At 31.8% G+C, this 13960-nt stretch carries 13 protein-coding genes; 6 read left to right on the plus strand and 7 right to left on the minus strand.

Translation table 11 applies throughout. The features are described 5' to 3' along the window. The 4 genes from tpiA to GJJ64_RS14560 all read left to right on the plus strand — a co-directional run bounded on the left by tpiA (position 1) and on the right by GJJ64_RS14560 (position 3472). Positions 1-768, plus strand: coding sequence for a triose-phosphate isomerase (gene tpiA, locus GJJ64_RS14545; RefSeq protein WP_154288495.1), 768 nt, complete (start codon positions 1-3; stop codon positions 766-768). Between the two features lie 76 nt (positions 769-844). Beyond that, on the plus strand, positions 845-1681 hold the full coding sequence (gene prmA / locus GJJ64_RS14550; protein ID WP_154288496.1) for a 50S ribosomal protein L11 methyltransferase: 837 nt from the start codon (positions 845-847) through the stop codon (positions 1679-1681). Between the two features lie 5 nt (positions 1682-1686). After that, a complete protein-coding gene (locus GJJ64_RS14555; RefSeq protein ID WP_154288497.1) occupies positions 1687-3054 on the plus strand; it encodes a UDP-N-acetylmuramate--L-alanine ligase in 1368 nt (455 codons plus the stop codon). 76 nt (positions 3055-3130) lie between these two features. Continuing rightward, positions 3131-3472 carry a helix-turn-helix domain-containing protein gene (locus tag GJJ64_RS14560; RefSeq protein ID WP_154288498.1) on the plus strand — a complete coding sequence of 114 codons (342 nt, stop codon included), beginning with the start codon at positions 3131-3133 and terminating at the stop codon, positions 3470-3472. A 38-nt stretch (positions 3473-3510) separates the two neighbouring features. Here GJJ64_RS14560 and GJJ64_RS14565 read toward each other — a convergent pair whose 3' ends face one another. The 4 genes from GJJ64_RS14565 to mqnC all read right to left on the minus strand — a co-directional run bounded on the left by GJJ64_RS14565 (position 3511) and on the right by mqnC (position 6729). Then, complete coding sequence (locus GJJ64_RS14565) at positions 3511-4629, minus strand: GNAT family N-acetyltransferase (protein WP_154288499.1); 1119 nt, start codon at positions 4627-4629, stop codon at positions 3511-3513. Positions 4630-4702: 73 nt separating this feature from the next. Continuing rightward, positions 4703-4882 carry a hypothetical protein gene (locus tag GJJ64_RS14570; RefSeq protein WP_154288500.1) on the minus strand — a complete coding sequence of 60 codons (180 nt, stop codon included), beginning with the start codon at positions 4880-4882 and terminating at the stop codon, positions 4703-4705. Positions 4883-5021: 139 nt separating this feature from the next. After that, the gene (scpB, locus tag GJJ64_RS14575; protein WP_195759289.1) at positions 5022-5585 is read right to left on the minus strand and encodes an SMC-Scp complex subunit ScpB; all 564 of its coding nucleotides are present in this window, start codon (positions 5583-5585) and stop codon (positions 5022-5024) included. 19 nt (positions 5586-5604) lie between these two features. Further along, a complete protein-coding gene (gene mqnC, locus GJJ64_RS14580; RefSeq protein WP_154288502.1) occupies positions 5605-6729 on the minus strand; it encodes a cyclic dehypoxanthinyl futalosine synthase in 1125 nt (374 codons plus the stop codon). Between the two features lie 125 nt (positions 6730-6854). Between mqnC and GJJ64_RS14585 the strand changes: the two genes are divergently transcribed. Both GJJ64_RS14585 and GJJ64_RS14590 read left to right on the plus strand, forming a co-directional pair. After that, positions 6855-8090: a M16 family metallopeptidase gene (locus tag GJJ64_RS14585; RefSeq protein ID WP_154288503.1), complete on the plus strand. Its 1236-nt coding sequence runs from the start codon at positions 6855-6857 to the stop codon at positions 8088-8090. Between the two features lie 6 nt (positions 8091-8096). After that, positions 8097-9368 carry a M16 family metallopeptidase gene (locus GJJ64_RS14590; protein WP_154288504.1) on the plus strand — a complete coding sequence of 424 codons (1272 nt, stop codon included), beginning with the start codon at positions 8097-8099 and terminating at the stop codon, positions 9366-9368. A gap of 29 nt (positions 9369-9397) precedes the next feature. Here the strand turns inward: GJJ64_RS14590 and GJJ64_RS14595 are convergent, their stop codons facing one another. The 3 genes from GJJ64_RS14595 to GJJ64_RS14605 form a co-directional block, all read right to left on the minus strand. Next, on the minus strand, positions 9398-10528 hold the full coding sequence (locus tag GJJ64_RS14595) for a TlpA disulfide reductase family protein (protein ID WP_154288505.1): 1131 nt from the start codon (positions 10526-10528) through the stop codon (positions 9398-9400). A gap of 131 nt (positions 10529-10659) precedes the next feature. Then, positions 10660-11967, minus strand: coding sequence for a thioredoxin family protein (locus GJJ64_RS14600; protein ID WP_154288506.1), 1308 nt, complete (start codon positions 11965-11967; stop codon positions 10660-10662). Between the two features lie 99 nt (positions 11968-12066). After that, positions 12067-13956 carry a DUF3857 domain-containing protein gene (locus GJJ64_RS14605; RefSeq protein ID WP_154288507.1) on the minus strand — a complete coding sequence of 630 codons (1890 nt, stop codon included), beginning with the start codon at positions 13954-13956 and terminating at the stop codon, positions 12067-12069. Between the last annotated feature and the right edge of the window lie 4 nt (positions 13957-13960).

Here is a 13960-nt window from a genome sequence, read left to right on the forward strand (position 1 = left end):
ATGAGAAAAAAAATAGTTGCAGGAAACTGGAAAATGAATAAAGATTATACCGAGGGAATGAGCTTATTTTCTGAGGTAATAAATATGGTAAATGATGAGGTACAAGGCCAACAAGAAGTTGTGGTTTGCGCTCCTTTTATTCATTTATATAGCTTAGTAGCTTTAGGTAAAGGTAGCCAGAAAGTTTTTGTTGGTGCACAAAATTGTCATCAAGAAGAAGCTGGTGCATATACTGGCGAAATTTCTGCTGGTATGCTAACATCTATTGGTGTTCAGTATGTAATTTTAGGACATTCAGAACGTCGCCAGTATTTTGGTGAAGATAATGCGCTATTAGCAAAGAAAACTGATGTAGCTTTAAAGAACAACCTAAAGCCTATATTTTGTATAGGGGAAACTTTAGATGAACGTGAAAGTGGTAAGCATTTCGACATTATAAAATCGCAGTTAGCAGAAGCTACTTTTCATTTATCAGCGGCTGATTTTTCAAAATTAGTAATTGCTTATGAACCTGTTTGGGCTATTGGCACAGGCGTTACAGCTTCTTCAGAGCAAGCTCAAGAAGTACATGCTTTTATCAGAAAAGAAATAGCTGCTAAATATGGTGAGGCTGTTGCAGAGGCAACAACTATTTTATATGGTGGTAGTTGTAACCCTAAAAATGCGGCAGAATTATTTGCTCAAGCAGATATTGATGGTGGATTAATAGGTGGCGCATCGTTAAAATCAAGAGACTTTTTAGATATCGTAAAAGTTTTTAATCAATAATCTTAATCTTACTATTTCAAAACTTACAGTATATTTATCAATAGCTGTAAGTTTTTTTTTGCCATAAATTATCATCATGAACTATTACGAATTGGTATTTACCCTTATTTCTACCGAAGATTTTCATCAAGACTTGTTAATTAATGAACTCGCAGGAATCGGTTTCGATACATTTGAAGAAACAGACTTGGGTTTTAAGGCCTATATTAAATCAGCGGATTTTAATAAGGATGAGTTAGACCAAGCTTTAAGTGCTTATTATGAAATGTTTACTTTTAAATATGAGATTAACCTTATCCCACAAAAAAACTGGAATGAAGTATGGGAAAGTAACTTTTCTCCGATAGAACTAGCTAATCAAGTTTATATAAGAGCAACTTTTCATGAGCCTAAGCCATATTTTCCATATGAAATTGTGATAGATCCTAAAATGGCTTTTGGTACAGGGCATCATCAAACCACGGTTTTAATGTTGGAGTGGTTGTTAGAAACCGAGCTTAAAGATAAAAGTATTTTGGATATGGGTTGTGGTACAGGTATTTTGGCTATTCTGGCTTCTAAATTAGGTGCAAAAGAGGTAGATGCTATAGATTATGATGAATTAAGTTATGATAGTGCTTTAGAGAATGCAGCACTTAATAATATTCAAAATCTTACCGCTATTTGTGGTTCTAAAGAAGCTATCCCAAATAAGATTTATGATGTTATTTTGGCTAATATCAATAGGAACATTTTGTTAGAACAGATAGATAGATATGCCACCGCTTTAAAAGAAGGTGGCGAGCTTTTTATGAGTGGTTTCTACAAAGAGCCAGATTTAGAAATCATTATTGATAAAGCAAGAAAGCATGATTTGAAATTTATATCGCATAAAGAATTAAACAATTGGATTTCGGCTAAATTTATAAAATAAAAATTTTGAGAGTACATTTTATTGCCATTGGTGGTGCAGCTATGCATAATTTAGCCATTGCACTACATTTAAAAGGGTTTAAGGTTACAGGTTCTGATGATGTTGTTTATGAACCATCAAAATCTAGGTTAAACAAGTATGGTTTGTTGCCTGTAAAAGAAGGTTGGAATGAAGCAAATATTAGTGCCGAGCTTGATGCTGTTATTTTAGGGATGCATGCTAAAGCAGATAATCCTGAACTTTTAAAAGCTCAAGAATTAAATATCCCTATTTATTCTTATCCAGAATATATCTATGAGCAATCAAAACAAAAGAAAAGAATAGTTGTAGGAGGTAGTCATGGTAAAACAACTATTACTTCTATGATTTTGCATGTGCTAAAGTATCATCAAAAGGATTTTGATTATTTAGTTGGGGCACAAATAGAAGGTTTTGATAATATGGTAGGCTTATCCAATGCTCCTTTAATCATAATTGAAGGAGATGAGTATTTAGCATCTCCTATAGACAGAAGGCCTAAGTTTCACTTATATAAAGCGCATGTAGGTATTATAAGTGGAGTAGCTTGGGATCATATTAATGTTTTTCCAACTTTTGAAAATTATAAAGAGCAGTTTACAAAGTTTATCGATACCCTAGAGCCAAATGGTACGCTTATTTATTGTGAAGATGATGCAGAGCTTAAAGCTTTGGTAGAAAAATATGATAACAATAAATCTTTAAATATTTATCCATACCAAGCTCATGATGCTATTATAAAATCTGGTAAAACTTTTCTTTTAGTTAATGAAAATGAGGAACTGCCTTTAGAAATTTTTGGTGCACACAACCTTATGAATTTAAATGCGGCTAAATTAGCTTGTTTAGAAGCTGGTGTTACCGAGGGAGAATTTTATGAAGCTATAAAGTATTTTAAAGGAGCCGCAAGGAGATTAGAGAAATTAGCAGAAAACGAGCATACGGTTATTTATAAAGATTTTGCACACTCGCCATCAAAGCTTAAAGCTACGGTTGGAGCTGTTAAGCAGCAATTTCCTGAAAGAAAATTAATTGCTTGTATAGAATTGCATACTTTTTCTAGCTTAAACAGAAACTTTTTAAATGAATATGCGTATACGTTAAACCAAGCTGATTATGCTATTGTCTTTATTGATGATAAAACATTAAAACAGAAAGGGATGCAAGCTTTTACGGCACAAGAAATTCTGGATGCTTTTAAATCAGAAGATATTAAATTTTTTAATCAGCCTGAAAAAATAAAAGAATACTTATTAACGTTTCAGTTAAGAGATGTTAATCTGTTATTAATGAGCTCGGGTAACTTTGGAGGTATTGATTTAGTTACATTGGCAAATAAATTGCTAATCAATTAATTTTCATGTTATTTTTGATGCTTATTAAATTTTTTATAAATTTAAAAGTTAAAAAAATTTTTTAGTAAGGTTAAAGATGAAGTTATTAGGTAAAAAAATCAGATTATTAAGACACCAAAAAGGGTGGAGCCAGGAAGATGTTTCTAAGCAATTGGATATTTCTATTCCTGCATTTTCAAAAATTGAAACAGGAATTACGGATGTTAACTTATCAAGATTAGAGCAAATTTCTGCTTTATTTGATATGACAGTAGTACAATTGTTAACTTATAATGATCCAGAGCAGGAATTAAAATACGCGTCTGACTTAGAGGTGATTACTAAAAAATTGCAGGAAAGAGAAGCAGAAGTTATTGATCTTCAGAAAAAAGTAATTGAGCTTTATGAAGAGATAAGAAATATGAAATCATTTGCATAACAAGGTAAAGAAATAAAAAAAGGGCTTAAGCCCTTTTTTTATTTAAATATATACCGCATGGTGGCATGTTTTTTTCCAAATTTTGCCCCAGTTGCTTCATGAATTGCTAACATTTTATCATTAAAATCTCCTACCCAAGAAAGTTCAAGTTCTTCATATTGGTTCTTCGGGATTACATATTCTTTGAGTTTAATAAAAAGAGCAGATTCTAATCCGTGTTTTTGAAACTTCTCTTTTGTACCCATTACAATGGCCCTCATTCTGTTTACGCCCTTCATTTTATAGTAAAGGAATTTTAGTTTTTCTATAATTCCTAATTTACCTTTAAGAGGTTTAATCATGAGGTTGGCATCAGGTAATATCACCACAAAAGAGGCGGGTTCATCGTTAACATAAGCAAACCAGATAAGTTTTGGGTCCATTATAAGCTTCATTTTATTAAAGCTTTCTAGAACAGTTTCGTATTTTATAGGAGAGAAGTTTGGAAAATTTTTCCAGGCATCATTGTAAATTTCCATAAAATCTCCTGCAAATTTATTGAACTCTTTAACTTCAAGATGCCTGAAGGTGTAGCCGTCTTTTTTTGCAACCCAATTAGCAATTTTTGTAAAACGTTCAGGGAAAGGTTTTTTTACTGCCAAATGGTTAGTAATCTGCTCATACATGGTTTTAAAGCCATAATCTTCAAAATGTTTTTTATAGTAAGGCTTATGGTAATTCATGCCATAAGAAGGATGTGTATAGCCATCTATCAATAAACCCCAAAAATTGTCGTTTTCACCAAAGTTAATTGGACCATCCATGGCTTGCATGCCATTACTTTTTAGCCAATTTTGTGCGGTATCAAATAAAAGTTTAAAAGCTTCTTTATCATCAATACACTCTATAAAACCTATACCACCTGTAGCTTGTTCAAAAGTGTAAGCCTTTTTATCATTTATAAAAGCTGCAATTCTGCCAATGCAGGTTTTTCCGTTATATAAAAGCCAACGTGTAACTTTACCGTGATTATGGAAATTGTTTTTCTTAGGATCGAATACAGCTTCAATATCTTGGTCTAATGGGCAAACCCAATGTTCATCGTCTTTATAAATAGCTTTTGCAACGTCTAAAAACTGTTTTTTGTCTTTTGTAGAGCTTACCTCTTTTATTAGCATTATGAAATATTAAGCAGAAATAAAAAAAGCATTCCATATAGAAATGCTTACAGATATATTTTATTTATGATGATTAAAAATCATCATCATCGTCAAAGTCGTTAAAATCGTCTATTCCACCCAAATCATCCAAAGGAAGGTCAAAATCATCCTCTTCTTCATCCATGAATTTGTTGTTGGCTTTAGAGTCTTCAGGTTTATCTAACCCTGAGTTCTCACTGTTCTTCGATAATGGTTTTTTAGGAGTTTTCATGAATTTAAATTTTACTCTTAGCTCTATTAAAGTTAATAAGATTTTATAAATATTTAAACAACAATTTTTTTGTTTTTGTTGCGAATTGATACCTCAAAAATAGAAGGAAATTCTAAATCCAAAAAATGAAAAGCATAAATTATTCATTTTTTTCTCCTATTTCTGATGACTCTGTACTTTCTAAATCTTTCAACTGAGGGAGGTCTAATACCGAGTTTATCCCGAAATAGTCTAAGAAATAAGTACTTAAGTTATACAAAAGTGGTCTGCCGGGGCTATTAGCCTTGCCTGCAATGGTGATAAAATCTTTTTCTAACAATTTTTGAATGGTATAATCGCAGCTAACACCTCTTATTTGTTCTATTTCTAGTTTTGTAATAGGTTGTCTGTATGCAATAATGGCTAGGGTTTCTAAAGATGCTTGGCTCAACTTTTTCTTAGACCGCTGTATATAAAGCTGTTGTAGTATGGGTTGAGTTTCTTTTTTAGTTAAAAACTGATAGCCTCCACCCGTTTTAGCTAGTTCAATTGCAGATTCTTCTTGAGCATATCTGTTCTGAATGTTGCTTATATGAGCAAGAACTTCTGCATCGCTAATATCCTCTTGCAAGGTTATCTGTAAACAAGCTACAATCTCTTCTAAGCGTATACTGGTATCAGAAGCAAAAATAAGTGCTTCAATATATTTTTCTGTCATACTCATGTACTACAAAGAAAAAAAATTAATAGTTAATTTCTTGTTGAACGATATCTTTTTCTTCTGTCCTCCACTCGTACAATTGATTTCTTAGTTGTGGTTCAAAACCAGCCTCTTTAATAGCTTCTTTTATACCATTTGATGTAAACCTATGTGGAGCGCCAGCAGCACTAACAACGTTTTCTTCTATCATGATAGAACCGAAATCATTAGCGCCCGCGTGTAAACATAATTGTGCAACTTGTTTACCAACAGTTAACCACGATGCTTGAATATTTTTAATGTTGGGAAGCATGATTCTGCATAGTGCTATCATTCTGATGTACTCATCACCAGTAACATCATTGGTTATGCCTCTAATTTTTTTAAGTAGCGTACCATCATCTTGGAAAGGCCACGGAATGAAAGCGGTGAAACCATAATGTCCTTCGGGTTTTTCTGCCTGCACTTCTCTTATCCAAATCAGATGCTCAAAACGCTCTTCAATAGTTTCTATATGGCCAAACATCATGGTAGCAGAAGTTGCAATATTAAGTTTATGAGCAGCTCTCATCACGTCAAGCCATTCTTGTCCGCCGCATTTACCTTTAGATATTAAACGTCTTACTCTGTCGTTTAAAATCTCTGCACCTGCACCCGGTAAAGAGTCTAAACCTGATTCTTTTAAAGCTTTAAGCACATCGTAATGGCTCATACTTTCTAACTTAGCTACGTGGGCAATTTCTGGAGGGCCTAAAGCGTGTAATCTTAAAGTAGGATATAATTCTTTAAGCTGCTTAAATAAATCTGAGTAAAACTGTAAACCTAAATCTGGGTGATGCCCGCCTTGAAGCAATAACTGATCTCCGCCTAAGCGAAAAGTTTCTTCAATTTTTTGTTTATAAGTTTCTATATCTGTGATATAACTTTCGTCATGCCCTGGTCTTCTAAAGAAATTACAAAATTTACAATTAGCAATACAAACATTGGTAGTGTTTACATTACGGTCTATTTGCCAGGTAACTTTACCATGTGGAACTTGTTTTTTTCTTAATTCGTTGGCAACGTACATGAGCTCTGGAGTACTGGCTTTATGATATAAGTAAACTCCTTCCTCAAGCGATAAAAACTCAAAGTTTAACGCTCTGCTTAATAATTCAGCAACATTCATACACAAAAATACTTTATTCAGTTTGATTTGTTTTAGAAATCATTAAGTTTAAACTTTGTTGACTATGTCTTGACAACAAATCCACCGGATATATACAATTTTGCTGTTTGTTTATAAATTCTTTTATGATTCATTTTGAGCGATTTACTTTAGAAAACGGTTTAAAAGTTTTGGTACATGAAGACCATACTACGCCCATGGCTGTTTTAAATATTTTATATGATGTAGGGGCCAGAGATGAACATCCGGATAAAACGGGTTTTGCTCATTTATTTGAGCATTTAATGTTTGGAGGCTCTATCAATATACCTTCTTATGATGAGCCTTTACAGCGTGTTGGAGGTGAAAACAACGCTTTTACCAGTAATGATATTACCAACTATTATATCACTTTACCTGCGGTAAATTTAGAAACTGCTTTTTGGCTAGAATCTGATAGGATGCTGAGTTTAGCTTTTTCTGAAAAAAGTCTAGAAGTACAAAAAAATGTAGTTTGTGAAGAGTTTAAGCAGCGTTACCTCAATCAGCCTTACGGCGATGTTTGGTTAAAACTACGTCCTTTAGTTTACAAAAAGCACTCTTACCAATGGGCAACCATAGGAAAAGAGTTATCACACATAGAAAATGCCGAAATGGCTGATGTAAAAGCTTTTTTCAAAAAGCACTATAACCCACAAAATGCTATTATGGTAGTAGGTGGAGCGGTTGATAAAGAGAAAGTTAAAGAACTAGCTGAGAAATGGTTTGGCCCCATCCCGGCAGGAGAAAAATACCATAGAAACTTACCCAAAGAACCTAAGCAACTAGCAGAGGTTAAAGAAACTATATATGCCGATGTTCCTTTAAATGCTATTTATAAAGCTTTTAAAATGCCAGGAAAGATGGATAAAGATTATCCGGCTATAGATTTAATTTCTGATATTTTATCTCAAGGGAAATCATCAAGATTATACCGTAACCTAGTTAAAGAGCAACAATTATTTAGTGATATTAATGCTTATAATTTTGGTAGTTTAGACACAGGCATGTTCATTGTAGAAGGCAGATTAAACCCAGGTATAAGCGTAGAAATTGCTGATGAAGCTATTTGGGCAGAGTTAAATCAGCTTAAAAAAGATTTGGTTGCTGATGATGAATTAACTAAAGTGAAGAATAAGTTTGAGTCTACCTTAACTTTTTCTGAGATGAGTTTGTTAGATAGAGCTATGAATATTGCTTTTTACGAATTGATGGGAGATGCTTCACTTTTTAATACTGAAGTTGATAAGTATTTAAGTGTTACAGCGGCTCATATTCAAGAGCAAGCACAGCAATTGTTTACTAAAGAGCAAGCTACTACATTATATTATTTAGCTAAATAAAGCATCATGTTAGATAGAACCACAGCCCCTCAGTTTAAAAATATTGAGGATATACACTTTATAAAAGCCAGCAAGCATCAATTAGCTAATGATATTCCGGTTTTCATCATCAATGCTGGTGAGCAAGAATTGGTAAGGATAGAGTTTATTTTTAAAAATGTTAATTGGTATATTCAAAAGCCACTTTTATCATTAGCGGCCAATACCATGTTAAATGATGGTACTAGTAATTTAAGTGGAGCCGAGATTGCTAATAAAATAGATTATTATGGCGCATTTTTTCAAACCGAATATGGTTTAGACCGCTCTACAGTTGTGCTTTACTCTCTAAATAAGCATCTGCCTAATACCTTGCCTATTATCAAAGAAGTTTTAACAGATTCTGTTTATCCTGAAAAGGAGGTTGATACTTTTATCAATAACCAAAAGCAAAAGTTAAAAGTAAGCTTAGAAAAGAACGATTTTTTGGCAAGAAGACAGTTTAGCAAGGCTATTTTTGGCGATACCATTTATGGTTTTTCATCAAATTTGGAAGATTATGACGCTTTAAATCAAGCAGATTTAAGACAGCATTTTCAGCAAACTTATCATCCAGAAAATTGCACCATAGTGGTTTCTGGAAAAGTAAATGAAGATATTTTAACGCTTTTAAATAGTCTTTTTGGCGCATGGAAAAGCGATGTTGTTTTTAAACCTAACACGGTTGAATTTAAAGCTGCAGATGATAAATATCATTATATAGAGAAGGTGCAGGCTTTGCAATCTGCGATAAGAATTGGGATGCCTTCTATCAATAGAAAACATAAAGATTTTCCTGCCTTACAAGTGCTAAATACGGTTTTAGGTGGATATTTTGGCAGCAGATTGATGGCTAATATTAGAGAGGATAAAGGTTATACTTATGGTATAGGTTCTGCAAATGTATCTTTAGAACAAGCCGGATACTTTTTTATTGCTTCTGAGGTAGGCACCGATGTTTGTGCTGATACCTTGGTGCAAATAGAAAAGGAAGTTAATATCCTTAAAACCCAATTAATTGGTGATGAAGAACTAGCCTTGGTTAAAAATTATCTTTTAGGAAGTTTACTAGGCAGCTTAGAAAATGCTTTTTCACATGCCGACAAGTTTAAGAATATTTATTTCTTTAATCAGGATTATGAATATTATACAAATTATATCAACACCATTAAAACCATTAATGCACCACAATTATTAGAATTAGCTAATAAATATTGGGATTTTGACCAATTTTATAAGGTAATTGTGGGGAAGGTTTAGGGGGAGATTTGATTTTATATGAGTTGTATCTAAAGCGACTTATTCAAGAAAATATCTAATTCAGAAGGCTTGATGTTTTTTGCTATGATTTTTCCAGTAGAATCAATTAATAAATTGGTTGGAAAAGCTTGAATAGAAAACATCGAGCTTTCTTTTCCATCAATATCCCAATATTGCGGCCATAAGAGTTTATGTTTATGAATGGCAGCTATCCATTTAGATTTTTCTTTTTGACGGTCTGTAGATATGCCTATTATTTGGAAGCCTTGTTGGTGGTACTTGGTGTATATTTCATTAAGCTCTTTAAATTGAGCGATGCATGGCCCACAGTTGCTGTACCAAAAATCTACTAAAGTGTATTTGTATTCTTGGTAAAAGTTGGTAGAAAGGGTATCGTTTTGTTGGCTTAATACTATAAATTTTGGCATCTTTTTACCTATGGATAATTCATTCCCTTTTAAGAGATTTTGATGGAGGTTTTTCCCGGAAAAAGAATTTTGGGTGGTACTATCAAAGCTGTTAAAGATAGTGAAGAATATGCTTTCGAAGCCAAATTGATGAAGTTCAGCTAATCTCCATAAAGCATAATAAGAATCAGGATTTTTGATTACATAAGTTAGTAAGGTGCTATCGGTTAAGCGATATAGTCTTTTTAATTCTTGATTTAGACGCGTGTTAATTTCTTTAGGAATCTTATTGTTTGTTTGCGTTTTAATACTATCCCATTTACTATTTAAAGCGTCATACTGCTGTGTTAATTCTTGAAAATGATTTAGATAATTTTGGTAATCATGACTCATGATTTTGTTAGAAATCTGCGGGACTTTTTTGTTTAGAAGTGTATCAATTACTATTTTTTGATGACCTTCATCAATAATAAATAGTTCAGATAAATAAGCTCTATCCCGATAAGATATACGATAGGCAAGAGGATGGGGTATATTACCTTTTATTTCAAATTTACCATTAACAACTTTTGTTTTAACATTTCTTAATTCTTCTGGATAAAGACTAGAATCTGCTGCCAATTCTAAAATTATAGTTCCTTTTTCAATATTTGAAGTTCCTTCAATTGTGAAGTTATAGGTTTTAGGTTGTGATAGGGAGTTAAGTCCAAAATATAAAACGTAAAATAAGGTTATGAGGGTTGTGTTAAACATAATTTCCCATAGTAATAGTTAATGTAAAAAATATAAAAGTTTCAATGTTTTATTAAATATGAGATTTGTGTTAAAAAGCATTGTGTGGGGGCTAAAAAAATGTAATATAGAGACTATATAAGCTTTAAAAACTACCAAGCTTTTTCCCCTTTTTCTATTTTTATTTTCAAATTTTCTAATCGTGTAATATAAGAGTCTTGATTTAAGTCTTTTGCTATTTTAATAGCTTCATCCACAGCTAATAAAGACTCAACTTTATTTCCAATCTTATATAAAAGTGTAGCATATCCAGTTTGTATAATAGGACTTCTTTTCTCTTTGAAAAATTTAGTTTGAGTAGTAAATTTAATAGCGTTGTTCAAAATAGTTTTATCTTCTGAATTTTTAATGATATTCCATATATAATAGCGTAGTAGATTATCATCCAGTACTTCTGGATATAAATCGGTAAATTCTATAAAAGATTCACAGAATTTATTATAGTCCTTCACCCAATCATAATAAATGGGTTTTGAAGCTAAAAGTATTTTTCTTGAAAGTTCTGGGTATTCAGATTTTAGTTTAGACTCAAGTGTATCCCAATCAATATTTTTATTTATTTCTCCACTATATCTTATCATTCCGCCACCAAGGTCTGTTTTAGTGCCACCATTACGTAAATAAGGTATTACAATTTCGTTAGAAATTATATTTGAAACAATTTTATAGCTTTCTCCTTTCCCTAACATGGAATCAGCTTTTGTTGAATTAAATCTCAAAACGTTAAATCCTACATCTGAGCTTTTTACAGTAGCTGTTTTTATAATTTCTAAATTCTCCTTAGTGTAAATGTCTTTTTGAAATATTAAGTATTCATTGGCAACTTTAGACAAAAAGAGCAAATCCTTCTCTTCTTTCGCAGTGCTTAAAAGCTGTTTTAACAAAATTGGATTTTTTACTCCCTTTTCAAATTTTGTTTTAAATAAGTGATATTGCTTTTCGGGGTTAACAGCATTTTCCGCTTTTGAAATAAAAGTAAAAGCATCCTCGGAAGCTCCAGTAATTCTATATACTAATTCACCATTAGGGTTAAAAAATAAATATGTTGGATAACTATCAATTTTAAATTCTTTTTCTAGTTGTTCCACATCCTTATACCAAGCTTTTATAAAGGCGTTATCATGCTTTGTTTTATCAAACTGAATAGCAACATTAATAAAATTTGCATTAAAAAAATCTCCAACATTCTTTTGAGGGAATATATCTTTAGCCATCATTTTACAAGGACCACACCAAGTTGTAAAAGCGTCTAGAAAAATATATTTATTAGATTTTTTTGCTTCAGATTTTGCACTTTCCCAGTCTTTAAATTGAGAGAATTTAATTCCTTGATTATCTTGAGCAAAAGATTGGATGCTAAGTAAAAAAAGTAAAAAATAAGTAATAGATGATTTTAGCATATAGGATAAATTAAATCAACAAGCTTAGCTCGGTGATTTTTTGTTTAACATTTCTATTAATACTAAATAACTTAATATTTAGAGTTCTATATTTCCTAGTTATTGCTTAACTAAAACTGCTTTTTGTTTATCTGCTTTATAAATGGTTTTATAAAATGCCACTAAATCATTAAATTTTTCTGCGGGATATGTTGATTTAAACATCTTTTGCTCTCTTTTATAAATGATTTTATTATCACTCATGGTAGTAGATGAAGTGTATATACCAAAATCTGTTTTAATTTGTGTTTCCTTTGGGATAAATTCTACTTTGTAATTTTTGGGGAGCTCATAAATTACTTCGTCATAATCATGATAATTCATTGAAATTCTAAAGTCTGTTTTTCTATCAGGTACTATTTCAGGAACATATGATTTCTTATTAAATAAATTTAGTGTTACAAACTTATTATTGCCTCCATTAACAAAAATATTATCAAGGGTTAAATCTAAGTTTTCTTCTATTTTAGGCATATCTTTCTCTGCCAATGAATAATTGATTTTTTCTATTCTAACATTTGGAGTTTGTAAAGTACTGTAGATGTAATCTTTTTGCTCTTTTATTTCATTATATAATTGATGTTGAATGTCTTCAAATTGCTCTCCCGTATATTGTGTATAAAGTTTAATTCTTGCATTTCCTAAAGAATCAATAAAAACATTAATCTTTCTCAGCTGCTGGCTATCTGAGGGTTTAAGAGCAGGAGTTTTAACAATTTGTCCGCCACTTGGTGATATTAAAAGTACGTTCCTGCCCTCTGTGAAACTCCCTAGATAATTAAAAGGAGAACGCTGGCTGGTACACTCTAGCCAAACTGTATCTTTTTGTAAAGGAACACATAAAATCATATGATTAGCTTGGTTTGCAGAAGCAAAGTCAGTCCTCAAACCACCTTTAGGATTTGCACCTACAACCGTTAAATATGATTTTATATTTGCTTCTTTAAGTAACGCGAGCATGTAATTAGAAAGGGCTTTACAGTCTCCGTAATTATTTTGTGCAACTTTTGTTGCTTCAAAAGGTTTAAGGCCTCCAATTCCTAATTGTACACTTACGTATCTGCTTTTGGCTTGTAAGTATTTGTATAAAACTCTTATTTTATCTTTTTCATTAGTTAAATTATCAGTAAGTTCATGAACTTTGATTTTTATATCATTAGGTAAAACATCTAAACCAGCGCTTAAATTATAAAGCCATTTACCATATGCATTCCAATCAGAAAGATCTCCTGAGGAACCATCATACTCAAAATTGGTAGGCCCAAATAATGCCCAAGGTGTTATTTTATTTAAGCCTGCACTTAGGGGTTCTATAGCATAAGCTTTCAAATTATGAATAGAAAACTTAATTGATTTGGTTTTATCATCACCCTGAACTGCAGGTATAGGAAGTTTATTTAATTTAAAGCGTACTTTCATCTCACTAGGATGCGAGAGTTCATAAGTAGATTTTTGAACAGATAATCTGAAATCTGATTGAGGATACCAAGAAGGATATGAGAGTAAACTATTATGGTTTATTTTGTAAGAAAACTTAATAGTATATGGATAAGTTGGATAATTAATTTGTAATACTTTAGCTCTGCTATCTTCATAAATAGAAAAACTAGAGATAAGACTTCTATCAGTAAAATCGCTAGTTTTAAATTCTTTAATAACGGTACCTTCTTTATTAATTAAAGACGCAGACAATTCTTCAATCCGAGAGAGTTTATCATAAGATAGTCCTAAGTTATTATATTCCTCTGCATTTTTGTTCAGAATAGTAACTATTAAATCATATTTTTCAATAGCTTTTGAAGGCGATTTCAAGGTAAACTCCCTCGTCTCTTTTCTAATTACTGCATCGGCATTAATTAAAAGAGAGTCTGGGATATTTGATGTAGCATATTCTTGTGCTTTTAAAAAGCTTGAATAAAATAATAAAATAAGGAAAAATAATTTTCTCAAAGGC

It is taken from the genome of Pedobacter puniceum (assembly GCF_009674685.1).
Lineage (GTDB): Bacteria > Bacteroidota > Bacteroidia > Sphingobacteriales > Sphingobacteriaceae > Pseudopedobacter > Pseudopedobacter puniceum.

Bases quoted from the DNA above. Each gene is read 5' to 3' on its own strand.
- scpB (WP_195759289.1), bottom strand. From the start codon at position 5,585: ATGAGTATGACAGAAAAATATATTGAAGCACTTATTTTTGCTTCTGAT.
- GJJ64_RS14600 (WP_154288506.1), bottom strand. From the start codon at position 11,967: ATGCTAAAATCATCTATTACTTATTTTTTACTTTTTTTACTTAGCATC.
- GJJ64_RS14590 (WP_154288504.1), top strand. From the start codon at position 8,097: ATGTTAGATAGAACCACAGCCCCTCAGTTTAAAAATATTGAGGATATA.
- GJJ64_RS14595 (WP_154288505.1), bottom strand. From the start codon at position 10,528: ATGTTTAACACAACCCTCATAACCTTATTTTACGTTTTATATTTTGGA.
- prmA (WP_154288496.1), top strand. From the start codon at position 845: ATGAACTATTACGAATTGGTATTTACCCTTATTTCTACCGAAGATTTT.
- GJJ64_RS14585 (WP_154288503.1), top strand. From the start codon at position 6,855: ATGATTCATTTTGAGCGATTTACTTTAGAAAACGGTTTAAAAGTTTTG.
- GJJ64_RS14570 (WP_154288500.1), bottom strand. From the start codon at position 4,882: ATGAAAACTCCTAAAAAACCATTATCGAAGAACAGTGAGAACTCAGGG.
- mqnC (WP_154288502.1), bottom strand. From the start codon at position 6,729: ATGAATGTTGCTGAATTATTAAGCAGAGCGTTAAACTTTGAGTTTTTA.
- GJJ64_RS14560 (WP_154288498.1), top strand. From the start codon at position 3,131: ATGAAGTTATTAGGTAAAAAAATCAGATTATTAAGACACCAAAAAGGG.
- GJJ64_RS14565 (WP_154288499.1), bottom strand. From the start codon at position 4,629: ATGCTAATAAAAGAGGTAAGCTCTACAAAAGACAAAAAACAGTTTTTA.
- tpiA (WP_154288495.1), top strand. From the start codon at position 1: ATGAGAAAAAAAATAGTTGCAGGAAACTGGAAAATGAATAAAGATTAT.